Source organism: Exiguobacterium sp. LL15 (assembly GCF_024436095.1).
In the GTDB taxonomy this organism is placed as follows: domain Bacteria; phylum Bacillota; class Bacilli; order Exiguobacteriales; family Exiguobacteriaceae; genus Exiguobacterium_A; species Exiguobacterium_A indicum.
Window position 1 is genome coordinate 2,090,605 of sequence record NZ_JANFNX010000001.1, and the last position, 24,979, is coordinate 2,115,583.

General features: G+C 45.8%; 18 protein-coding genes. 8 read left to right on the plus strand and 10 right to left on the minus strand.

Annotation, left to right across the window (positions count from 1 at the left end):
• Positions 1–77 precede the first annotated feature (77 nt).
• On the plus strand, positions 78–1,229 hold the full coding sequence (locus NOM72_RS10905) for a cation:proton antiporter (RefSeq protein ID WP_255999159.1): 1,152 nt from the start codon (positions 78–80) through the stop codon (positions 1,227–1,229).
• A gap of 57 nt (positions 1,230–1,286) precedes the next feature.
• On the opposite strand, the gene NOM72_RS10910 is transcribed toward NOM72_RS10905, so the two are convergent.
• The gene (locus NOM72_RS10910) at positions 1,287–2,060 is read right to left on the minus strand and encodes an enoyl-CoA hydratase/isomerase family protein (protein WP_035398437.1); all 774 of its coding nucleotides are present in this window, start codon (positions 2,058–2,060) and stop codon (positions 1,287–1,289) included.
• Positions 2,061–2,253: 193 nt separating this feature from the next.
• Between NOM72_RS10910 and NOM72_RS10915 the strand changes: the two genes are divergently transcribed.
• From NOM72_RS10915 to NOM72_RS10945, 7 genes are all read left to right on the plus strand, one after another.
• Positions 2,254–3,636: an MATE family efflux transporter gene (locus tag NOM72_RS10915; RefSeq protein WP_055966974.1), complete on the plus strand. Its 1,383-nt coding sequence runs from the start codon at positions 2,254–2,256 to the stop codon at positions 3,634–3,636.
• Positions 3,596–4,063, plus strand: coding sequence for an aminoacyl-tRNA deacylase (locus tag NOM72_RS10920; protein ID WP_023467402.1), 468 nt, complete (start codon positions 3,596–3,598; stop codon positions 4,061–4,063). Before NOM72_RS10915 ends, NOM72_RS10920 begins: the two co-directional genes overlap by 41 nt.
• Before the next feature lie 21 nt (positions 4,064–4,084).
• On the plus strand, positions 4,085–4,831 hold the full coding sequence (gene pssA / locus NOM72_RS10925; protein WP_174316042.1) for a CDP-diacylglycerol--serine O-phosphatidyltransferase: 747 nt from the start codon (positions 4,085–4,087) through the stop codon (positions 4,829–4,831).
• A gap of 136 nt (positions 4,832–4,967) precedes the next feature.
• Complete coding sequence (locus NOM72_RS10930; RefSeq protein WP_255999160.1) at positions 4,968–5,723, plus strand: carotenoid biosynthesis protein; 756 nt, start codon at positions 4,968–4,970, stop codon at positions 5,721–5,723.
• Positions 5,692–6,393 (plus strand): lysophospholipid acyltransferase family protein, encoded by a 702-nt coding sequence (locus NOM72_RS10935; RefSeq protein WP_023467399.1) that lies wholly within the window; start codon positions 5,692–5,694, stop codon positions 6,391–6,393. Before NOM72_RS10930 ends, NOM72_RS10935 begins: the two co-directional genes overlap by 32 nt.
• Complete coding sequence (locus NOM72_RS10940) at positions 6,390–7,466, plus strand: glycosyltransferase family 2 protein (RefSeq protein WP_255999161.1); 1,077 nt, start codon at positions 6,390–6,392, stop codon at positions 7,464–7,466. Before NOM72_RS10935 ends, NOM72_RS10940 begins: the two co-directional genes overlap by 4 nt.
• Positions 7,467–7,481: 15 nt before the next feature.
• Positions 7,482–8,954, plus strand: a complete 1,473-nt coding sequence (locus NOM72_RS10945) for a phytoene desaturase family protein (protein WP_035398446.1) — start codon at positions 7,482–7,484, stop codon at positions 8,952–8,954.
• A 421-nt stretch (positions 8,955–9,375) separates the two neighbouring features.
• On the opposite strand, the gene NOM72_RS10950 is transcribed toward NOM72_RS10945, so the two are convergent.
• The 9 genes from NOM72_RS10950 to addB all read right to left on the minus strand — a co-directional run bounded on the left by NOM72_RS10950 (position 9,376) and on the right by addB (position 24,923).
• Positions 9,376–10,209: a phytoene/squalene synthase family protein gene (locus NOM72_RS10950; RefSeq protein WP_055966987.1), complete on the minus strand. Its 834-nt coding sequence runs from the start codon at positions 10,207–10,209 to the stop codon at positions 9,376–9,378.
• Positions 10,169–11,650, minus strand: a complete 1,482-nt coding sequence (locus tag NOM72_RS10955; RefSeq protein WP_255999162.1) for a phytoene desaturase family protein — start codon at positions 11,648–11,650, stop codon at positions 10,169–10,171. The genes NOM72_RS10950 and NOM72_RS10955 overlap by 41 nt, the downstream gene beginning before the upstream one ends.
• Positions 11,647–13,137 carry a phytoene desaturase family protein gene (locus NOM72_RS10960; protein ID WP_255999163.1) on the minus strand — a complete coding sequence of 497 codons (1,491 nt, stop codon included), beginning with the start codon at positions 13,135–13,137 and terminating at the stop codon, positions 11,647–11,649. Before NOM72_RS10960 ends, NOM72_RS10955 begins: the two co-directional genes overlap by 4 nt.
• A 106-nt stretch (positions 13,138–13,243) precedes the next feature.
• On the minus strand, positions 13,244–14,194 hold the full coding sequence (locus tag NOM72_RS10965; RefSeq protein ID WP_255999164.1) for a class I SAM-dependent methyltransferase: 951 nt from the start codon (positions 14,192–14,194) through the stop codon (positions 13,244–13,246).
• A 188-nt stretch (positions 14,195–14,382) separates the two neighbouring features.
• Positions 14,383–14,763: a DUF1516 family protein gene (locus NOM72_RS10970; protein WP_023467392.1), complete on the minus strand. Its 381-nt coding sequence runs from the start codon at positions 14,761–14,763 to the stop codon at positions 14,383–14,385.
• Positions 14,764–14,847: 84 nt separating this feature from the next.
• A complete protein-coding gene (locus tag NOM72_RS10975) occupies positions 14,848–17,391 on the minus strand; it encodes a HAMP domain-containing sensor histidine kinase (protein ID WP_035398451.1) in 2,544 nt (847 codons plus the stop codon).
• Positions 17,372–17,749, minus strand: coding sequence for a response regulator (locus NOM72_RS10980; RefSeq protein ID WP_023467390.1), 378 nt, complete (start codon positions 17,747–17,749; stop codon positions 17,372–17,374). Before NOM72_RS10980 ends, NOM72_RS10975 begins: the two co-directional genes overlap by 20 nt.
• A 194-nt stretch (positions 17,750–17,943) precedes the next feature.
• Positions 17,944–21,495, minus strand: a complete 3,552-nt coding sequence (gene addA / locus NOM72_RS10985; RefSeq protein ID WP_255999165.1) for a helicase-exonuclease AddAB subunit AddA — start codon at positions 21,493–21,495, stop codon at positions 17,944–17,946.
• Positions 21,492–24,923 (minus strand): helicase-exonuclease AddAB subunit AddB, encoded by a 3,432-nt coding sequence (gene addB, locus NOM72_RS10990; protein WP_035398456.1) that lies wholly within the window; start codon positions 24,921–24,923, stop codon positions 21,492–21,494. Before addB ends, addA begins: the two co-directional genes overlap by 4 nt.
• Positions 24,924–24,979: the final 56 nt, after the last annotated feature.

The window sequence follows — 24,979 nt, forward strand, 5'->3', positions numbered from 1 at the left end:
TCCGTTCTCCAGGAGAGAAACGAGTTAATGAATGCCAGCGAATTAGGGTATAGGGTACAGAAAGGAGGACATCCTCCATGGAAATTTTCTTTTACGCCGGTCTCATCCTCATCGGCTTATTTACGATCAGTTATTTGAGTGAACGATTCCATGTTCCGAGTATTCTGGCCTTCATCTTGATCGGAATCGTCCTTGGATTTTATTATGACCCTCCCGAAGAGCTGAAACTCGGAGGAGAAGCGGGCATCATCGTCCTGTTCTTTTTACTTGGTCTAAAATTTTCAGTGGCGGACTTGCTGATTCAGCTCCGTTCCATTTGGAAAGCAGGAGTCATCGATATTCTACTTTCGTTTGGTGGGACTATCCTGTTGACCCTATCGTTTGGCTTTTCAGTCGCCGAATCGTTTTTGATTGGCTGTGTCTTATATGCGACGAGTTCTTCGATTTCTGCTCGGCTGCTCGATCGGGAACCGGATAAACATCAGGATGTGAATCGCTTCGTGCTGTCCTTACTCGTCTTCGAAGATTTGATGGCACCAATCCTACTGACAACGGCCCCGTTCGTTTTAGGGACTGAGATGTTCTCGGTTGCCAAAATCAGCATCATCTTTCTCGGGTTCGCCTTCTTATTCATTGCTTTAATCATCATGACGTTATTCATCCGAAGACGGAAACGTCTCGTCGATTCACTCTACCGTCATCCTGATGCCGGCATCGGAATCATCGGGTTAATCTTGTTATTTTCCGGTATCGGTATCTTATTCGGATTGTCAGAAGTACTTGGCGCCTTCATCATCGGTATTCTGTTAACCGAACTGGATGAGACGCGTTATCTTAGACGACTAGTCACTCCGTTCCAAGACTTATTATTACCATTGTTCTTTATCACGTTCGGAATGTCATTCGAGTTGACTGACGGATTACCGATTGATCTATTTTTCTTCGCTCTTGTCATTTGGGGAGTCGTCTCTAAATTTTTAGTCGGTTACCTCGGCGGAAGGTCCTTTGGTTTATCGAATTATCATGCGATCGAATCTGGCTTTTGTCTGGGTCCACGTGGTGAATTTTCGATACTTTTCATCACGCTCGCTAGTGGTGCATTCGTGACGTTGACCGGGATATACATTTTTGTTTCTGCTTTTCTTGGAATTCTACTATTCCGTATCTCTACAGGATTGACGAACCGTACACATGCGACCGCACGAAAAATCAAAAAGAAATTGAATTAAAAAGACGTCGGCGCATCGTGCGTTTCCGACGTCTTTCTTCTATAAAGTATGCTCGATTCATCGTCCGACAAAAACAGGGCGTTTTTTTTCGATGAAGGATTCAACAGCATGGCGATGGTCTTCCGTTTTTCCAGCACGTGACTGATAGATGATTTCTTGAGCAAGCATTTCCTCCAAGTTATTTTCATAACTCGCTGCTTGCAGCTGCTTGATGTACCCGATCACTTTTGTCGGACGATCTGCCAGCTGACGAGCAAACGCTGTGACCTCTTCTACAAATTTCTCTGATTCGATACTTCGTGTTGCTAGGTTGAGCGAAACGGCTTCTTCTGCTGAAATCGTGTCACCGAGTAACGCAAGCTCCGTTGCTTTTGCCGCACCGATTAGCCGGGGTAAGAAATACGGCGCTCCTGCATCCGGGACAAGACCGATATTGATGAATCCGAGCGATAATTTCGCTTCAGCGTGGACGAGCCGGAAATCGCAGGCGAGCGTTAGTGACAAACCGGCACCTGCCGCTACACCATTGATGGCAGCGATCGTCGGTTTTTTCGATTTAGCGAGCGCCCGAACGACAGGATGATAATACTGTTGTAGATATTCACCATGATCGAGCTCAGGCGAGACGGTTTTCAAATCTTGTCCTGCACAAAAACCACGTCCTTCACCAGTCAAGACGATGACACGTACTTCCTCATCCTGATTCGCTTCTTCTAGAGCGTCTGCCAACTCTTCTAGTAAATTCGACGTTAATGCATTCAGTTGTTTAGGTCGAGCTAGCGTTAGCGTTGCGATTTGATCCTTGACGACATAATGCATTTCTCGTTTCATCGGATTCCCCTACCTTTAAAAAATGAATGATTGTTCATTATGATGTATTCGTGATATTTTATGAAAATCCTTTTAAATCTCTTTTTTTTCGATGAAAGACAAAAAACCCTCTTTCATTATGAAAATCGAAGGCGTATAGTTTCAAAAAGATAAAGAAACACTATTCGTTTTATGAAACAAAGGGGATTTATTTATGAAAACAGTCAAGCAACCAAGCTTATTCCACATTACGTGGCCATTATTCATTGAGATTGCATTGCATATGAGCCTCGGGATCATTGCAACGTTGATTTTAAGTTATTACTCGGATAGCGCTGCTGCAGCAGTCGGTGTATCCAATCAAATTTTGAATATCTTCATTATTCTCTTTAACATCACCTCGGTCGGTGCAACGATCATCATTGGTCAGTACCTCGGTGCAAGAAAGACGCAAAACGCTCGTCAAACGGCTCGTTCTGCTTTTGCGATTAATTTGTATACCGGTCTCATCGTTTCTCTGACCGTCGTGTTGTTCGGAAGACAACTTCTTGGATTTTTCTCGTTAGAAGGAGAGACGCTCGTCTATGGCGAAACGTTCATTAAGATCGTTGGTCTATTCCTTTTCTTAGAAGCCATCTCATTGACACTGGGTGCGATTCTCCGGAGTCATGGATTCACTAAAAATGCTATGTACGTCACGCTACTCATGAATTTCGTTAGTGCTTTTGGTAACGTCATCGCTGTTCTTGGACTCTTCGGCATTCCCGTTCTCGGTGTTGCTGGTGTCGCTTGGTCGATTGTCGTCGCCCGGACAATCGCTGTCCTTGTGTTGTTCTTTGTCGTTTACCGCAAACTTTCTTTACGTTTTACAGTAAAAGACTTGATTCATTTTAATCGTGAAGATGTGAAACGAATCATGAACATCGGAATCCCATCTGCTGGTGAAGGGATCTCCTATCAATTCTCACAACTCATCATCACAGGATTCATCGCAACAATTGGTGAAGCAGCGTTGTCTGCTCGTGTTTATGTATCAAACATCACGATGCTTTGTTTCCTATTCACGCTTGCCATCGCTCAAGGAACGCAGTTACTCGTCGCACGCCAAGTTGGTGCGCAACAATTTGAACAAGCATATGGACGTGCTGTGAAAACATTGAAGATTGCTGTTTTCGCAAGCTTCATCTCAGCTGTCGCTCTTGCTTCATTCGGTTCATCGATTCTATCAGTGTTCACATCGAGTCCTGAAATCATTGCAATCGGTATCCCACTACTCTGGGCAAGCGTCATTCTTGAACCAGGTCGCGCGATGAACATCGTGCTCATGGGAACTCTTAAATCGGCAGGAGATGTTCGTTTCCCTGTCGCCATCGGTATTCTATCGATGTGGGGAATCGCGGTCGTCCTCAGTTATACGCTTGGTCTTGGTTTCGGTCTTGGATTACTTGGAATCTGGATTGCCTTCTCTGCTGACGAATGGTTCCGTGGCATTTTCGCCATGAAGCGTTGGCATGGACGGAAATGGGTCCAATACTCACTCGTCAAAGGAGAAACACATGAGCAAAACGAACGTCGAGAGGCTTCTGAAGCAGTCTAAGATTGACTTCGAATCCCTCAATTATCCTGTTGATCTTGATGATTTATCTGCTGAAGCCGTCGCTAGAAAGATTAATTACCCCCTTTCGACCATTTTTAAAACCCTTGTTTTGAAAATGGTCGAAAATAAATATGTCTTCGTCGTCATTTCGGGGGAAGAAGAACTCTCTCTAAAGGCAGCGGCTAAAGCATTGCATTCGAAAAAAGTCGCGCTTGTTCCGATGAAGGAGTTAGAAGGCCTGACTGGCTATATTCGAGGCGGTGTCTCTGCAATCGGTGCTAAGAAGAATTTTCAGGTTCTCTTATCGGATCGTGCTATCCATGAACCATTCATCATCATATCCGCTGGAAAACGTGGACATCAAGTTCGGTTGAATCCTCATGATTTTTTATCTTTCACTCAGGGGATTCTCTTTACGAACGGCTGAATTCCATCTCCTAATTATGGTATGATGAGTAGTATCGATGAAGTGGCAGGAGGAATCATTTTGTGGAAAGATCGTGTTCGTAATTCAATACCCAACCTATTTACGTTCGGAAATCTGTATTGTGGTTTTTTAGCCATCGTCATGGCAGCAAAAGGTGATTTTCAAAATGCCACCTTACTAATCGTCATCGCGATGATGCTTGATAGTCTGGATGGACGTCTTGCTCGGATGCTTGGTGTAGCAGGCGACTTCGGAAAAGAACTGGACTCATTAGCAGATATCGTGACATTCGGTGTCGCACCTGCAATGATGGCCTACTATACGTATTTCTATGAATTCGGAGAAGTTGGTTTACTAATCTCTGCTCTGTTCCCGTTGTTTGGCGCATTTCGTCTTGCTCGTTTTAATTTATCGGCAACGAATGTGGCATCTGCTTATTTTTCAGGTGTACCGATTACAGCGGCAGGTGGTATTTTGGCCGTCGTCACGTTGTTTAGCGGACGAATGAACGACTTGATGGTTCCACTCGTCTTTACAGGTCTTGCCTTCTTGATGGTCAGTCGTGTCAAGATTCCAAGTTTTAAAGACATTCCCGTTCCGCGCCATACGTTCGTCATCACCTTTACGTTGCTGTACGTGACGTATGTCATGATTGCGCGTAGCAATGAGTGGTCGACGTTTTGGTTCGTTGCTGTTCCGTTGTATATCGCGTTTCTCCTTTTCTCGTTCATCAAAAAGAAGAAGCAAAAACAACATTCAAACGGATGATGATAGGAAGTGGTTCGGTTTCTCTTGCGAGAAGCCGGACCACTTTTTTTATAAGACCGCTTCTCCCTCGCTCGTTTTCAAGATATATGGGTATACTTATGACAGAAGCTATTTTGGAAATGGAGGAATGTCACGCATGGAGCAGTTTCATAAACGTCTTTGGATTTTCTTTTCGATTTGGTTCACCATCGGCTTGATCTTAGTCGGTTTTTCGTTACTTCCCCCTTGGCTCGAGTGGGCCAATGCCGTCTTTTTATTCGCTTCCGGCTTATACGCAGCTCTCTATTTTTGGCATGTCTTACCGAAGGGGCGTCTTGTCATCCCCTTTATCTTCTTTGGTTCGATCATCATTGAGTCGATTGGGGTCCATACCGGTTGGCCGTTCGGAACATATCGTTACGAGTCGGATTTCGGTGTCAAATTATTAGGTGTACCGATTACGATCGGGGCTGCATGGCTATCGGTCATGGGGGCGAGTCTCGCTTTCTCCCGTTTGTTCTCGTTTCGCTATAGTACATTGATTCTCGTTCCATTGTTTGCCGTCTGGCTCGATTTAGCGATCGATCCTGTTGCTGCTAACGTGAAATCGTATTGGCTTTGGCAAGACGGTGGCTGGTATTACGATATTCCGACACAGAATTTCTTCGGGTGGTATGGAACGGCGCTCGTCTTTTCCTTTTTCATCAATCGATATCAAGTCAAGGCGACGGATGCCGCACTCGAACAAAACAATCAGTATCTCTTTTTGATGTTGCACACTTTATTCGGTGTAACAGCAGGAGTTGCTGGTCTCTATGGCATCACTTTGGTCAGCTTAAGTGCATTCATCGTCTATTTCATTGTGAAACGAGGGGTTATCGTTGAAAGAAGCAAACAAAAGCAAATTAGCTGAATCCGTATTTCATACGTATGTCGATCATGCTTTGATCCGACGTCATTTCCACCGTGTTTTATATCGAGCAGACGATTTACCTGTCCCGGGTCTCATGCTTGCTACACACAGTTCTTGGTGGGACGGTATGATTCTTTTTCATTTGGATCAGACCTGTTTCCATCACGACCCCTATGTCATGATTGATCAAGCAGGGCTTGCTCGTTTCCCGTTTTTCTCCCGTCTCGGAGCTTTCTCTGTTGACCGGACATCATTCGCTGATATCAAGACAAGCCTTCATTATGCAAAAGAACGACTTCAAAATGGCAGCAGCGTCTGGATGTTTCCTCAAGGCGAAGAACGTCATCAAGAGGACCGTCCGCTTCGCTTAGCAAGTGGTGCCACACATTTGACGCGTCATACGGATCACGTGTCTCTCGTCGCCTTTTATTATTCATATGGTCATGAACAGCAACCGGACGTCTATATCCGGACGCGTCGCTTTCATCCATTACCTGACGAACGGTCAAGTGCTCAGGCAAAACGACTGACAGCAGAACTAACTGATTTATACGACGACATTCGAGCAGATGCAATTGCGGAACGTGTTGATTTGTATCGCTGTATCTCTACCCGAAGGGAACCACTTCCTGCACGAACGGAGCGCTGGTTACGGGCACTCCGCTCATGAGTTGGTTCTTTCTCTTCTTCGCTCTAGCTGTCTGTCTCTATACATGGATCAATTTAGCTTTTCTACCACGATTAACGGATCCCGTTCAACCAGATAGTCTAGCAATCTGTATCCCGTTACGGAATGAGGAACGTAATGTACGAAAATTATTAGACGCATTAGAACCTGCTCTGACACCAGGGATGCACGTTTACTTATATGAAGACCGCTCGACCGATCGGACGCGTGAGTTATTGCTCGATCGGATTGGTCAAGACGACCGTTTTACAGTGATTGATGGTCTTCCCTTACCAGCAGGCTGGGCAGGAAAGGTTCATGCATGTCATCAACTCGCGAAACGAACGACAGAGGACTATCTGTTATTTCTCGATGCTGATGTAACACTGACACCTGATGCGATTTGTCGCTTATACGGAACGTTACGAACAGAACGAGCCGTTTTCCTTTCCGGTTTCCCGTCCTTTCCTGTACCGACGTTTCTCGGAAAGTGTTTGATTCCAATGCAACATGTTCTTATCGCGCAACATCTTCCGATTCCGTTTCGCAAAGTGAAGCATCCAGCTTTTGCTGCAGCCAACGGCATGGTCGTTCTCGTCGAACGACACGCGTATGACCAAGTCGGTGGACATGAAAGCATCCAATCGGCTCTCGTTGACGATTTAGAACTTTGTCGTACGTTTAAACAACATGGGTTGACGACGACGCTCGTCGAAGTCGCCCCAGCAGTCTCTTGTGATATGTACGCCACGAACGAAGAAGTCTGGCAAGGTTTTCTAAAGAATGTCTTTCGTGGGATGAACGATTCTTATATCGTCGGATCATACTTTCTACTCTTTTACTTGGTTCAAGCAAGTGTCCTACCTTATCTCATCCTCCACCCATCCTGGCAGATGGGTTTCGCACTGATTCTTCTTTATTTAGCACGATTCCGGATCGATCGTGCGGCACGAATCCGACATGTTTGGTGGCTCCATCCACTGGCGGTATTCCTTTATGTCATCTTGCTAGCAAGTGCGATGATTCGAAGCTTTAGGAAACGGGAAATCACATGGAAGGGTAGGACCTATTCATAAGGAGGAATCAGTAGCATGAAACATATAGCTGTCATCGGAGCCGGTCTTGGTGGACTCAGCGCTGCTATCTCATTAGCAGCAAAAGGATTTCGCGTCACGGTCATCGAGCGCAATACACATATCGGCGGCAAAATGATGCCGATCGTCACAGAAGGACATCGCTTCGATTTTGGTCCGAACACGATCACGATGCCGGAAGTTTTTCAGTCTGTCATTCTTGAATCCGGTGCGGATCCCGATGAGTACTTTACATTCACGAAACTTGAGCGTCATACGGTCAATCACTTTTCCGACGGAAGAACATTAACATTCTCGTCTGGACGCGAAGCGATGCGGACAGAAGTAGATCGTTTCACGAACGGTCAGTTGGCGAAGAACGATATTACAGGTTACCAAGAAGAAGTGGCGAAGTTGCATACGATCGCAAAACAACAATTCTTTACGAATATTGATTCGTATATCCGCCCCTCCCTCTGGCGAGACATGTTGAAAGTGCATCCCTTTCAAAACCTTCATGGGTTGCATAAGCACTACTTTAAGGATAAAGGGTTAATTCAGGCACTCGATCGTTATGCGACGTATATCGGGAGTAGTCCGTATCAAACACCCGCTACCTTCAGTTTAATCGCTCATTTAGAACTAAATGACGGTGTCTACTTCACAAATGGCGGTAATACAGCAATCGCAGAAGGGTTCGCCCGACGTGCAAAAGAACTAGGTGTCGTCTTCCGTCTTGGCGATGAAGTGACACAGATCGAAGTCGTCGATGGACAAGCAACGGAAATTGAATTGAATCACTTGGAATATCTACCGGTTGACTTCGTCGTCATGAACGGTGATTTGTTGACACAATATCCACGTCTGATCTCAGAAACGGCACGACCTGATTTTAAAAATCCGACACCTGCTCAAGTCGAACCGTCGATTTCTGCCTATGTTCGATGTATCGGTCTCTCACGTCGGATCGAAGGGCTGGCTCATCATAACGTCTTCTTCTCTTCAGATTACGAAGCTGAGTTCAAGGCACTCTTTGATGAAAAACGTTACGCTGAGGAGCCGACGATCTATATCTCGAATTCTTCCGTCACAGCACCAGAAATGGGACAAGCGGGTGATAACTTATTCGTGCTCGTCAATGCACCTGCAACGGATACTGGACATGCGATTGATTTTGATACGTATGATCAACTGATCAATCAACGATTGCAGTCCTTTGGGATTGATATTTCGTCCGATGTCGTCTTTGAGCAACGGGTCACGCCACAGGATATCGAACAAACCTTCTTTGCCTATCACGGCTCATTGTACGGCTTGTCATCCAATGGCATCCGGTCGTCTTTCCTCCGTCCGAGCAACCGTTCAAAGAATGTTCACAATTTGTTTTTTGCCGGTGGATCAACGCATCCTGGTGGTGGTAGTCCAATGGTGACGCTTTCAGGAAAACTAGCAAGTGAACGAATCGTCTCTGCTGTCGCCGCTACCCTGTGAACGTTATGTGAATTGCATATCAATCACTTGTACGGACAACTAAGATTTGATACGATTACTTCGAGTTCAAGAGGTAGTGATTGACCCCACATCCTCAATCAAGCGCAAGGTGACTTCCCCGAGTCAAGAGCGTTGAAGAACTTACTTTTTCTAACCAGCGAAATCAAATGGGACCCACCCATTTCATCACGTGACTCATCGTGTGTCCATTCGCATGACTTACGACGTTCCCCCTTAGATCGTCTCATCCGTTTGGTCCACAGATAGCTCGATAAAGAAAAGACCATCCCCGTGGTCGAAACAGACCTATCTCGTAGTCCAGATGTTCGCTCTGGTGTAGAAGTAATCTGAGACTCCCCGGTCTCAGACCATAGAAAAAAGACCTTGGTCCCCGCCAAGGTCTTTTTTCTATGGTCATGTATTAAATCGTAGCAAGTAACTTCATTTTTTGCCAACGGCTGACGTATGCCCGTTTTGTAAAGACGTCATAGTGATTATCCCGCGCTGCATCGAGTATACCACGGTACAGGAAGGCAGCAGCCTTAAGAGCACGCCGACTCTCTCGTGGATACCGTTCAAACGATGGAATCGCCGCGTCATACAGATGCTCTGCTCGAAGTGCAACCTCTTCCCAGAGACCGATGAAGTCTCCTGAAGGACGACCAGCGAGTAACGACTCCGCTGTGACACCGTATGTCTCCATCCATGAATGAGGCAAGTAGATACGGCCGCGTTTTGCATCTTCACCAACATCTCGTAAAATATTCGTTAATTGCATCGCGATTCCAAGATCGATAGCAGACTTACGGAGATCAGGCTGTTGCGGTGCAAGGATGGGCAACAACATCAAACCGACCGTACTCGCTACGTAGTAGCTGTATTGCTCTGTCTCTTCAAGCGTCTGATAACGATTTTTCTCGATATCCCAACGCATCCCTTCCGCGAGCTCAAGGAATGGTGTCTCATCCATTTCATAACGTTCAAATACGTCTGCCAACGCAATCCATAACGGTTTATCTAATACTTCGCCATCACGGAATCGTTTGAATTCATTCAAGAAAGCTAGTAAACTCTCTTTCGGCGTATCCGACTCATCGACGGTATCATCGAGGAACCGGCAAAATGTATAGATGGCATAAACAGCTTGTCGATCTGCTTTTGGTAAGAGTGAAAAGGCTTTATAGAACGTCTTAGATCCGGACTGAATGACTTCCTCACATTTGATATACGCGTTCTGGATCGTCACTGAATTCATGTTTCCACCCCATCTCTTGTTCCATTCGGTTTACGAGTATCGTTGCGCCCATCATGACGACTGGTACTCCTCCACACGGATGCACCGATGCACCGACGGCATATAATCGATCGATATCCGGATACGGTTTTGCCTGTGTCTTTAAGGCAGCCGATTGGCGAATCGTCGGCGCAATCCCAAAACTACCTCCCTGATATAATCCAAAGGCCTGTGCATCATTCGGTGTACGAATCTTCATTTCTTGTATCTTTTCCCGGAATCCCGGATGATGATGCTCGATTTTTTCAAGTACAGTCTCAATGAAGTCTACTTCTTCATAATCTTCTACACCATAGCCTCGCGGAGAAGGAATTAATGAGTAGACGACACTATCGTCTGTTCCTGTTAAGCTACGGTCAATCCGACTCGGATGGAACAGATAGACTGCCGGATGTTCTGGTAATCGTCCTTTTTTAAAGATATTCGTCATGAGCGGTTCCAAGTCGTTTGGCATCAAAAAGCGATGCACCGGTAAATCGACTTTCCCTTTCATCTTGAAATACAGCAGTAGCGTACCGCCTGAAGGCGTATAGGTCTTAGGTTGTTTACCTTCTACAAGACGTTCCATCAATGGAAACTCTCCGTTTAATACGATTTGATCGAATGCTTCCTGTGTGCCATCTTGTAAGACGATTTCCTTCGCCTGTCCTTGGTCGATGACGATTCGTTCAACGGGTGCTTCGAAGACGAATCGGACACCACGTTCGACTAATGTGTCGTACATGCGTTCAGCAAGCGAGAAATAGCCACCTTTTACATACCAGACACCTTCTGCTTGTTCCCGGTACGGAATCAAACCGTAAATCGATGGTGTTGTATAAGGGTTTCCGCCGATATAAAATGTCGGAAAACTGTATGCCATGCGCAAATATTTACTCTTGAAGTATCGCTTCAAATGGTCATGTGCAGTCTCTAGAGCATGCATCTGTAATAATGGACGCATCATGTCTGGGTGCAACAACTCCGTCTTCCGACGATAACCACGTTCTAAAAATTTCGATACACTCGTCTCATAATCCTTTTCTTTTTGATGCATGAATTCATAAAATCCACGACCTTCACCGAATTGACGTTCGATCGCGATCGCTTGATCCACGACATCGGCTACTTTCGTAACGACCGTACCATCGTCGAAGTGAAGGTCATACAATGGATCGACCCGTTCAAGTTCTACTCCCGTAACTCCGGCTTCTGCCAACTGCTCTTTTAACTTGCCTGGCATCAGAACGATCGTCGGACCTTCATCGATGCGGCCACCCGATTCAAAATCGACGGATCGTAATCGACCACCGACATGCGCTTCTTTTTCAAAAATCGTAATCTCGACTCCAGGATGTTTTGCTGTCAGCAAAAGCGCTGCATGCAGTGTACCGACACCGGCTCCTACGAATCCTATCTTCATGTCCGCACCCCTTCTTTTTTGAGCACGAGTTCTGCCGTAATACGCGCGGATTCGAAAATCGTCGGTAATCCGCTACCCGGATGTGTGCCACCTCCGACGAGATACAGATGATCGAGCTCTTCAAATTGATTATGCGGTCGGAAATACATCATCTGTGTCAACTGATGACCGAGATTGAATGTCGCGCCTTGATGGATCCCCATCGCTTCCCAGTCGTTTGGCGTGAACATCTCTTCGACTTCGATTGCCGCTTCAATCCCTTGATATGGTGAACGCGTTTCAAGAGCGTCCAGAACACGGCGACGTAGCTTTGGTCCTTCGATCGACCAATCAAGTTCCGAGTAATTGTTCGGTACCGGCACTAGGACATACATAGCAGACTTGCCTTCAGGTGCTAGCGTTGAATCAATCACGGATGGATTTTGGACATAGAATGAAAAGTCATCCGACAATTCTAAAGTCTGCGTCATCTCGCGAACGTTTTTCTCATAATCCTCTGCAAAGTAAATCGTATGGTGTGGTGCATCGAACGTCCGGTTGACACCAAGGTATAACATGAACGTCGAACACGAGAATTTTTTGCGGTCAATTTTTGGTCGGGACCATTTTTTCAAAACCCCTTCCGGCACCAGATGATTCATCGCATGTGCGAAATCGGCGCCGATGATGACTTCATCGAATAACTCATGTTGACCTGACTCGAGGATGACTCCTTCGACAGCTTTTCCGTTTAAAATCAATTGTTCGACGCCCGCACCCAACTGTACGGTTCCGCCTAGCTCCTCAATCGCACGTTGCATTGCAAGCGGTACTTGATGCATCCCACCAATCGGATGGTGGACACCGTAAGCATGTTCCATGTAAGACAAGATCGAAAAACCACCCGGACATTCCCAAGCTGACATGCCTAAGTATTTCGCTTGGAATGTAAAGGAATACTTCAATTCTTCGCTCGTGAAGTAATCGGATAAAACATCATAAAGCGATCGTCCGAGCGATAGGCGTGGCAGTGCCGTTAAGACACGCGGTGATAAGTAATCCGTCAGCCGATCGTGACGTGTCTGTAAGATTGGCATGAGTTTTCCAAGCTTAAGTGCTTGCTCTGCCATGAATCGATCGTACCCTTCTCCGTTTCCAGGAAATTGTCGTTCGATTGCCTCTTTCATCCGGTCCCGATCCGTCGTCATCGTAAACTCCTCTGTTCCTCCTTTGAAATAGAGTGTATACATCGGATCAAGTGCCTTTAAATCTAAATAATCTTCTAACCGAAGACCGGCTTCGTGAAAAACGTTTTCTAAAATATGCGGCATATTAAGGAATGTTGGTCCTCGATCGAACGTATAGTCACCTAGCTTGACGGCAGAAGTTCGTCCACCGACTTGCGTTTGTTTTTCGTAAACGGTGACGTCTACTCCTTTTCCTGCTAATAACAAGGCACATGCAAGTCCCCCAGGTCCTGCTCCAATCACTGCTACGCGTCGCTTCACCCAAATCTCTCCTTTTTATCTCTCATCGTTTCAACTATTATACTAAGCACATAGTAAAAGCAACAAATTTAAACTGTCTTCCAACTGTAAAAACGCCAGACTTCGCTTAGGAAGTGGCGTTTGCAGTGACGATATACCAGGCACCTTCTTTTAAGAATGGTGTGATCGAAATGTTTTCAAACCCAGCTTTCGTTAGATCTTCTTTCAATTCTTCCTTACTTGGTAATGGATACAGATTCTCATGCAACGTCATGAAGGCATTGAATGCTGCTGAGAAAGGTGCACCATGTGAACTGTCACGTAATGGTGTGACGAGAATGACTGTTCCATCATCCTTGACGAAACGACGAACTCCTTTTAATAGTGCAAGGCGTTCCAGTTGCGGGAAGTAATACAAAATATTATTCATCATGACACCGTCATATGTCTCTTTCACATCAAACGTTTTGATGTCTCCAACGACAAAATCAATCTCTCCGCTCGTATCTCGTCGTTTTGCTTCTGCGATGACGGATTCTTCAATATCGATTCCGGCAAGTCGTAAGTCCGGCAATGCCTCATGGATTTTACGGAGATACCCACCATAAGCACAACCAATATCAAGTAGTGAGGTCAGATTACGACTCCGAATGATATGGCGTACTGCTGGGAAAGCAACAGTCTCAACGAGAGCTGAAGTTTCAGCTACGATGTCTCCATGTTCCTCTCCATTAAAAGTCTTTTGTTGACCCTCTTCTAAAAATTGAGGATAAGAGAATAATGCTGGCAAGTGCAACTCCATCATTTCCGATAACATGAATCCGATACTCCGATCGTCTGATTGAGAGAGTTCCGGAAGAACATGGCGAGTCGCTGTATAGCGTAAATCTTTTTTCTTCAAGTGACCGACTGCAACGCCGACTTCGAACCAGCGGGATAACGCTTCCTGTGTCAGCGGACGCTGCATCCGTAGCTGTGCCTCTGCTTGTGTTGCTCCTGTTTGAAGAGCATCGAATAATCCATATTTATAACCGATATACCCATGCCAAAGTGGTAACACCGGTTCTGCGCGTTTCATCCATTTTCGTGCTCGGAAAACTTTCGTCCATTCCTTCAACTGTGCCACAAGCGTTCCCCTCTCTACTGTTTAATACATCCCTTTTCCCAAATAACAACCACTTGTAAACAAAAATTACTAACGAACATGACAAAAAGAGTCCTTTTCAACCTATGAGGTCGAAAAGGACTCTTTGATCCCGCATGAACTTAGAAGAATTTCATACCGTATGGGAGTGAATAGCCTAGGAATACTGTCACAAGGACGAGCACGATGAATCCGATGACGAAACCGGAATAAGCTTTTCCTTTTTTAAGTCGAACAAGTGTCAACTCTCCGAAGATGAGCGATAGTAAGCCAAGTGTAATCTTCGCATGGTAGAGTGGGTCTGGATTTTCAGACATCCCCATAATTTTGATGTACAGATAAAGACCTGTCGCGAACGTCAATAAGAGCAACAGACGGAACGCCATATGAATCCCTTTTGCAGCTTTTTTGTTGTTCTTGTACATCGAAAAAGCGACGAAGAACGTAACCAATAAAAGTACCCAAAGTAAGACGTGTGTGTGAACGAATGCTGTGATTGGCATTTCATTTCCTCCTTTCTTTTCCTATTTCATCGTATCTGATTTCAGGACGAACACCTAGTATTATTTTGTTGATATATGGTTTTTTCAGGAGATTGTCACATGTGTAGACTGGACAAGTGGGAATTTGACGGTAAAAAGACTACCTTCCTTCACGACTGACTCGACATGAATTTCTCCACCATGACCCGTGACGATTTCCTTACAGATAGCTAGTCCTAGACCAGTCCCACCAATTTTTCGACTATCCGAGTTATCGACGCGATAGAACTTTTCGAATAGACGACTCAGCGATTGTTCTGGAATCCCGATTCCCTCATCTCGAACTTGAAGAATGACTTGATCAAGTGATGTCGTGAGTACGACATCGATCGCACCACCAGATGGTGAATATTTCACCGCATTATTCAATAAATTATTGAGCAACTGTCTGATTTTTTCTTCGTCTGCTTCAATGACAGGCAACTGATTTCCCTCGTGACGGAACGTAATCCGATGAGCTTGTGTCGAAGCCGCATAAAATTGTGTCGTTTCTTCAGCAATCGTATAGATGTTCACGGATGCTTTTTTATACGATTGTGTGCCCGACTCCATGCGCTGGACATCTAAGAAATCATTGACGAGATTCGCAAGACGTTCCGTTTCGGAATGGATCGTCCGCAAATATCGATCTTGGCGCGACTCTTCGATGTCTCGGTTGAGCATGAGTTCTGTAAATCCGTAAATCGAAGAGAGTGGCGTCCGAAGTTCATGAGAGACAGTTGAAACGAGTTCTGATTTCAAACGATCCATTTCAGTCTCTTTCGTCACATCACGCATGACGAGCATCGTTCCTTTATGTACGTGATGGATGTGGATCACCTCGACATAAAATTGAATGAATACCGTTTCGTTTCGAATCGAGAACTGTAAACTATCAGTCGGTAATTCTCCACGCAGAACTGCATCAACATAACGGCTAAAGACTTCTGGTTCGTCGACGACGGATCGAATGACTTCTAAGCACGTTTGCAATGTCTCCTGTTCAGTCTGGACATCGTAACGCAACTCCGGGAATAAATCGTATAATGGTCGATTGACGAAGACCTCTTCTTTACCCGGTTCAAGATAGATGACGGCCTCTCGAATCGAATCAAGAATCCGCTCCGTCTTCGTTTTCTCTTTCGTCATCTCGTCAAACAGCCGCATCCGTAAAAGCGATAGCGATAATTGGCGGGAGAAGGACATGACATCACGCATCTGTTCGTTCGTAAACTGATCGCGGTAACGGACAAGGTAGATGTACGCAATGATGTCATCTGCAGTGGGGTCGAGAATCGGTACAGCTGTTTCGTACATATAGTACGGATATGGCAATGGATGATTGCTTGCGACTTGTTTAGAAGAATGAACAGGTGACTTTAGTGACTCAGCTCGTTTTAAGAGAGACGCATCGTTTTGAAGCAGCTGTTCTGCCAATTCATCCGTCATTCCATACGTAACGACAGAATAACTATCTTCTTCATCAACAAATACTAATGCACCAATCTCAGAATCCGTGATCGTGACGAGCTTCTCAATGATTTCCGGATAAGCAGTCAACGACTCACGCGCCGCGAGCGTTTCTGTCAAATCATTCCGATACTGCAGATGTTGCTCATTCCGCATCGTCAGCTCTAATGCTTCTTCGAGTTCTTCTTGCTGTGCTTGTAATTCTTCCTGCTGTGCTTGCAATTCTTCCTGTTGCGCTTGTAATTCTTCATTTTTCGCTAATAAATGCTGCTTGTTCTCGGAAATCGAACTTGCCATCTGATTGAAGGATAACGCCAGAATTCCGATTTCATCTTTACGATTCGGTACTTTGACGCTCGAAACATCTTCACCGTTCGCAAGCCGTTGACTGTTCTTGACGAGAGATAATAATTCCATCGTGATGCGGCGGATAAACGGATAAATAAAGAAAATCAAGACGGCAAGTAAGACGACGATATTCGCTAACCAAATCAGCTGTGTCGTCCGGATTTCCCGTTCCAGTTGGTCACTCGTCCGTTGTGCCCAATCCTCTAAAAATTCACGATAACCGCCGAGTGCTAGCTCGCTCTTATTGATTTCCGAGAGTACATCAATGTTTCCTTGAGCATCTAATTGAATCTTACCTTCAGCTAATAATCGCTGACCAAGTGGCAGTTCAGCAAGTGTTGTTCCTTTTAAGAAGGATTCCGTGACATCTCCAGATTCTTTCGCTTCGACATACGATTGAATAAGCGGCAAAATCGCATCGAAATAATAACCATACAATTCTCTCGAGGACTGGGCGAATGCCTTTCCTTGATCATAAATCGCATTTTTTTCGAACCATTCTGTTTGCTGATCAATCTTATCTTGTTGAGCCATGACTTGATTGTATAGATCACCATTCCCCATCAAGGCATAACCGCGCATGTTGAACTGGACATCCTGCCACTCTTCCCATAAAGCACCCGCACGTGCACTCCGGTCACGGATATCTTCTAATTTCGCCCGAGTCGCCTGCAGTTTCGTATCGGTGTAGTTGTAGACGATCAATGATGAAATCATCAATGTAGCTAATACGACATAAAAGGAGGCCATGAGTTGACGTCCGATTTTTCGATTAATCCACTTGGTGATCACTCAGTATTCCTCCCACGACATCAATCAGTTCTAACGGACTAAAGGGCTTCGAGAAAAAGTAATTCGCTCCGATTTCTTCTGCTCGTTCGCGGTCTGATTGTTGACTTTTAGCCGTCAACATCATGATTTTTAAGTGTTGCTTATCTGGATGTTGTCGGACTTTTTCGATGACTTCAATCCCTGTCATTCCAGGCATCATGTAATCGAGTAAAACGAGATCATACTCAGCGTTCATGATTTTTTGATACGCTTCGTCACCGTCCGTCGCTTCGTCAATCGTATATCCTTCATCTTCTAGTGTATCGAGTACTAACATGCGTAAGACATCTTCGTCTTCTGCTAATAAAATACGCGCCATCTATTAAAACCTCCCAAAATTATCCATCATCAAAGTGACATATCTTCTTTATTTTACACAGTTCCTTCACAATAAGAAACGGAAATCACTTCAGAAACTGATTTTACCTCCTTCTTCTTCATCCCTCTTTCGACCCATACTAAAACCTCCCTCATCTCTACCTAAAGTAGGAGGATGAGGAAGGTCTCAGTAATTTAAATTAAATCAATCGTTTCTTCTAAAGCAAACGCATAGATGACCTTGCGTGAAATTCGAATATGAAGAATCGCTTCTAACGCTTCTTGATACAGATTCAACTGAGTTGCGTATCGATCCCGTAACACATCAGCAGGTGTCTGTCCGACTTCTGTCGTGACGATTTGATCCGATTTATAATCGAGCAAGATATATGACTCCCCATCCTGAATCAAACAGTCGACGATTCCTTGCATGACTGCGTCATCCACTGGACCTATCCAGTCTTTCCGGAAACGCGATGCCCCGATCTTATATGTGAACGGCAATTCCCGATAGACGTGGTTCGTCCGTAATCGTTCGCTAAACAATTGTCCGATTTCAGAGTCGAGGAACCCTTGTAACTGTGCTGTTGCTTCCCGCATCGTCGTCGCTTCAATCGGCGTAATGCGTTCCGTTGCTTCCCACTGATTGATTTGTTGCGAAATCGGTTCGTCCGGTTCATACAATTGCATCGCTAAGTGTAAGACCGTCCCTCGTTCCGCTCCACTTAAAACAGGTCCGAGGAATTGTGGCGTACGGTAATACGTCGTCTGGCGATATGTCGTTTCGAATGCTGCACGTTCCAGTTGCTCCGCCCGCTTCAGTTCCGTGACGGTCTGTTTTGCTGCCGTCTCTGTCGCAAGCGCATGCGGATACTGATACGAAAATGCCGCTTCGACGATTTCTTTGACTTGCGAATTAACCGGCACATCGATTTTTTCAAGCTTCTGAACATGTTCGAGTTGCTCCACGAGTGTTGAGATTTCTTGATACGGTGCTAACTCCTCTAAAGACATCACGCGAATCGACCAATCCGTCTCATCCGGACGTAGTAAACTGCTGCGTAAGACTGCCGGAACGACCCATTCCGCATAACTCTTCGCTTGGCGCCGGTCATTTTCAGGAAGTAAGACTTCATCTGGTGGCGTCATCTGCCAGGTCGCCATTTGATCCTCTAAATCCTTGACTGTCCCGACGAGAATCAACTTTTCCTTCGCTCGAGTCATCGCAACATACAAGACGCGCATCTCTTCTGCCTTCATCTCTCGATCCATTTCCCGGCGGATGACTTCTTTTAAGAGTGTCCCAGATCGCAAACGACGAATCGGATCAATCGCATCCAGGGCAATACCATACGTCTTATGCAACTGAATCGCCTGCATTTGATCCTGTCTGTTGAATTGCTTCGTCAATTGGCTGACGATCGTCACGGGGAACTCGAGTCCTTTTGATTGGTGGATCGTCATGATGCGAACGACGTCCTCGTCTTCTCCAAGCGAACGGGCTTCTGCGAAGTCTTCTCCTCGTTCAATTAATCGATTGATTAGACGAAGGAAACGATAGAGACCACGATAACCGGACGTCTCATATTGCTTCGCTCGCTCATATAAAGCGTTTAAGTTGGCTTGACGACTTTTGCCTCCGGCGAGACAGCCGACGTATTCAAAATAGCCGGTCTGATCAAAGAGCGATCGAATGAAGGCAGGTAGGGCACTCCCACGCGCTTCAGTTCGCCATGATTGAATCTGACGGATGATTTCATCCATTCGAATTCCGAGTGATGATTCCTCTGCCGCCATTGCGAGCGCTGCCTCATAAAAGCTTCCTTCTTTTTGTTTTGCTCGAATCCGTCCTAAATCTCGATCCGCCACCCCAAAAATCGGCGATCGTAACAAACTCGCGAATGGGATGTCTTGAAGCGGATTATCGATCGTCTTGAGCAATGCCATCATGATTTGAATTTCCGTCGCTTGGAAGTATCCACCTGTCGTATCCGCATAGACCGGAATCTCATACTGTTCGAGCACTTCGACAAGCGCTTGGACACGCTTACCACGCGACCGTGCTAAGACGACGATGTCGCGGTATTCACAGGTCCGGAATCGGTTGGCTTTCGCATCATAGATTAGATGTGGATGCTTCGAATCAACGAGTTCTAAAATTCGCGTCGCAATCGCTCGTGCTTCAACCTCTTCCTTTTCACTATCAAGTGGATCTATCAAGAGTAATTCAGGCGCCACTTGCTCCGATTCGAGATAACTCAGATTCCCGAGTCGAAGGTGCGCGGCTTCATCGTAATCAATCTCCCCGACCGTCTCATCCATCACTTGGCGGAAGATTTGATTCGTTCCATCCAGCACCTCAAGACGACTGCGGAAGTTTTTTGTTAAATCGATCCGTGTTCCAACGTCGGTCTGTTGGAATCGTTTGAATTTCTCAAGGAACAATCCTGGCTCTGCATGACGAAATTTATAGATGGATTGTTTGACGTCACCGACCATGAATAGATTTCCTGTCGCCTCATCCGTTTTCGAGACCAATTGGATGATGCGTTCCTGAACCTCGTTCGTATCTTGATATTCGTCGACGAGTACTTCAACGAAGCGTTCCTTCAGAAGTTTTGCCACGTCTGACGGTTGTCCTTCGTCCGTCAAAATCTCTAATGCAAAATGTTCAAGATCCGAAAAATCGACGATACCACGTTGTTGTTTCGCTTCGAGATAATCGCTTGCAAATTGACGTACGAGTGTCACGATCGTCTCCACGTGTCGAAGCTGCGACCGCAAGTCCTCCAAGTAATCAACACCAGTCTTTTGGACGAACAGCTCTTTCATTTTCTTGAACTCCGCTACGAGTCGCGTCCGCTCTGCTTGAAACGGTTTGATTCCTTCATCCCCGCGTGGACTCTTCCAGCGACCGAACTCTACTGCTTGAAAAGCAAGCGCAACCATCGACCAGTGGCGTGCCGACGTCTCAAGCGAGGTAAAAGGAGCAATGTCCTGAAGCATCATCTGTCCCATTTCCGTATAACCAGACTGCTCCAGCTCAAAAGCAAGTTCTCGGTAACGTCCTAATACATTCGAGAGACTTTCCCACTCTAATTCGACTAGTCGTTGCATGAGTGGAGAATCATCCGGGTCAATCGGCTGATCGTACTGACTGATTAAATGTGCATAAAAAGCTTCCGGATCCGGTAAGGAACGGGAAAACCGATAGAGATTCGAAATCAGTGTCAGCATCGCTTGATCATCGCGATCTGACGTATAACTATCAATCAAATCATAGAATCCCGGGTCCTCAGAAGCATAAAAGGACTCAAAGACCGCTTCTAAGACATCGTCTTGCAATAACAGTAATTCAGATTCATCGGCAATTCGAAACGCAGGATCTAAACCAATCCGGTAATAATTCTCGCGCAGAATCGACAAACAGAACGAATGAATCGTTGTAATTTGTGCCCGGTTCATCAATTGACGCTGTTTTTTCAAATACAAATCATCAGGTGCCTCTTTGATGCGCTGGTCCATGACCTCGATGACCCGCGTCTTCATCTCACGTGCTGCCGCATTCGTAAAGGTAGCAACGAGAATCCGATCTGCCGACAACTCATCTTCGGGATCAATCAATCGTTGCGTCAGCCGTTCAACGAGGACGGCTGTCTTCCCTGATCCAGCAGCCGCTGAGACTAGGATATGTCCACCTCTAGCTGAAATGGCTTGTTGTTGTTCTTCCGTCCAACGCACGCTCATTCTTCTTCCTCCTTCAACCGTTCCAGTACCTCTTTTTCAGACATCGGTTTTAATGGGCGATACTGATTCCCAAGCGATTCATCGAACTGACAGACTGAACGATACTCACAAAAACTACACGGTGTCCGCTCTTGATAATCAAACGGATTGATGGCGATATCCCCATCATAGATGTCTTGACTGCTGTCTTTTAATGCCTCCCATGCATGATCCATCAGCGCTGATAAATCTTCCTCTTTTACGACACCTTTCGTCTGCGTCTTATGCAGTCCGTTTTTTGTGAATGTCACTTTGACGAGCGGTGATTTTTTTCGTTCATCGTACGCAATATGATCCATCGCTCGTAGTACCTCGTCATTCTCGAGGATGACGCCTTGCATTTGATAGGACTCGAGTAACAGTTGATTGCGCTCTTCTTCGTCAGCCGATAAATCGCCCCGTAACATCGGGTTTTTGACGTGGAAATATAACGCACCAGCTGGTTTCGCCTGCTGTTGATAGAGCAACTCCGACTGTTCCACGACCGTCTTCAGATAAAGAAGCATCTGAATGGCAAGCCCATAATAGATTTCCGCAAAATCCAGTCCTCGAGCACTCGATTTGTAATCAATGATTCGAACGTATAGCTGATCACCAATCGTCGCCTGATCAATCCGGTCGATGCGACCCGTGAATTCAATTTCTGTTCCGTCTGGTAACGTAAAGCGTAATGGTGGGAACGTCGCGTTCCCAAAACTGATTTCAAATAAGTCGGGTTCAAAGTCTGTTCGTTTTGCTTGTTCAACAAGCATTTTAGCTGTTTGCTCCACGACATCCGTCAATTTTTTCTTGATATACCCGAACCGACTCGAACTCATCAAAATCGCATTCTGAATTTCCGGTGTCACCTTTTCGACAGCTTCTTTCGCCAGTGTCCCGCACGTTTCGCCGTCGAGCTCTCGCCAGTGTCGTCCAGAAGCTTTAATACTGAGCGACAAATCATTTAATGCGCCATGGAACAGATTCCCGATGTCCGGTGCTTCAAATTTATACAGCTTCCGCTCGCGTAAACGAAGTCCGTATCGAGCAAAATGCTTATACGAGCAGGCGTTATAGGTCTCAAAACGCGAAACGCTCGCTTGCAGTGAATCACCATATAGACGATGCGCCAACCCTTCCGGCAAGGCTTCCGCTTTATTTTGATAGAACAAGGCACTCGAGAATAATCCCATCCGTTCACGTCCCTGTCCGTTTTCGAGAAGTGTGTTATACACTTCGAACCAAATCGGTTGAATCGGATAACGTCGTTGAAGACGCCGGAGTTCAATCGCTGTCGCTGCTGCCGCGCGATCTGGACTCGTCACGAAATCAAGTTGTTCTTGTGGTGCGTGTTCTCCAGCTTCCGCAAAGTGTGTTTTGATCGGACGATCGAGCAACAGTTGTCGCTTTAATTGTTTTGTGATCGCTGCCGGCTGAAGCGCCTTTCCTTCTTCATCGACAAGTGCGTAACTAACATACAATGCTTCACTTGGAGCCATCATCCCTTGATACAGGTAAAACAGCTCATCATCAAACACATCAAGAGACGCTTTTCCGACCGGAATACCATGCTCATGTAAAAAGTCATGATCATTTTCAGACAGTAACTTTGATTGATCTTGAACGAACGGAATCAGACCATCATTCGCTCCTAGTAAAAAGACGACTTTTACTCGTTGTAATCGTCCACGGACATAGTCCGTCGCGATGACTTGATCGAGCGATGGCGGAACAAGTGCAAAACGAAGGCTCTCAAGTCCTGTCTCGACCATTTGGACGAACAAATCCGTCGATAACGTATGCTCAGGCGCAGCAGCTTCTAGCTGTTCGAATAGATGAAGTATCGCTTCGTACACTTGATCATGCTCTCGAGCAACAAGTAACTGATCCTGCTCTAGTGCCTGCTTACGCCATTCCATTAAACGTTCTGCAATTTTCTGTTCTTCAAGGAATTGATAAAGACCTTTCGTATACGCGCTCATCGTCTTTGCCTGCTTCAATCGACGGTGCAACGGTTCAATCAAGTCGACGACGAAGGTTCGTAAATGGTTCAGTTCTTCTTCTTGCGCAAGCTCTTCTTCCGTTAAGCGAACTTCCTCTGCTAGGCGTCGCTTTAATTGCCACGGTTGTTGCCACATCGATCCTTTGATGCCGCGTTCGAGCACGAACGTCTCGAAACGATCGAGCGCTAGACGCGCATCTTCTGCTGGAATCGGCAAGAGCTCCGTCTTCAGTAAACGAAAGACCGTTTCTTCCCGATAACCCGACGTTACGATGTCTAAAGCAGATTGAATCAAGTCAACGAGCGGATGGTGAACCATCGACTCACGTTGATCCAAGAAATATGGAACATCATACATGTGGAAGGCTCGTTCCAAGTGATCCGCATACGGCTCAAGATGTCGCACGACGAATGCCATCTCATGAAACCGATACCCTTTTTGTCGAACGAGTTGAATCGCTTTCCGCACGGCTGATTCCGCTTCAACTTGACGGTTAACTGCAGCTGTCATCTGAAAGCCCTCAATGTCATGATCGACAGGAGGATATCCCGGCTTCAACAAGGCCTGCTCCAAATGTCGTAGTCCTTCTGATTGAAACTTGATTGGTTGATCATACAAAATTTCTTCATATGGAATCGACAGTTCCTGCATCTGACCGATCAATTGCATGTAGCACCGCTGAGACACACCAAAAGAAGTTTGTTTCGCATAAGGATCCGTTGCGTCCATTGTAAAACTAATATGCATTTCAGCCACTTGTTGCATCAAGGCGAGTAAAACTTGTTGTTCCTGGAGCGAAAATTCATAAAATCCGTCGACGATGATCGTCGCTTGATCCAGTCGCGCTTTGGGAAGTAATTCGAGTAACGTCGTATAGTAATCGTCTGCATGGAGTGCTTTATCGACAATTCGTTCCGTAAAGCGCTCATAAATCAACGCAAGGTCGTATAATTTCGGTGACCGTTCGAGAGAGCGATCACTCACTTGACGCAACATGTCTGGCTCAATCAACGAACGTTTAAACGACGCAATGAGCTCATCAAGTCCTTGGAAAAATCCTGGCATGTTTTTAGTTCGTTTAAAAATCTTCAGTTCGTCTTCTGATTCCTCAACGACCTGTCGCAGTAATAGCTGTGTCCCCGTCTCATCAAGAAATGGAATCGCTTGATTCCCGTAATCGCGTAAAATATGAAACGCAAAGCGCCGTAGACTCATGACCTCAAGACGAACAAGACCTGCTATCCGTTCATCTGTCGCAATCCGCCGCTCCATTTCAAATGACATCTGATCTGGAACGATGAAATACATCTTCTCCCCTAATGGTCGTTGCTCGAGTTCTTGTACGACGCGCTCGATCAATTGTGTCGTTTTCCCACTACCGGCACGACCAATATGCATATGGTTCATCAAGAAAACCTCCTCCTCGTTTTTCTTTACTCTTAGTATCTCACAAACAAGAACAA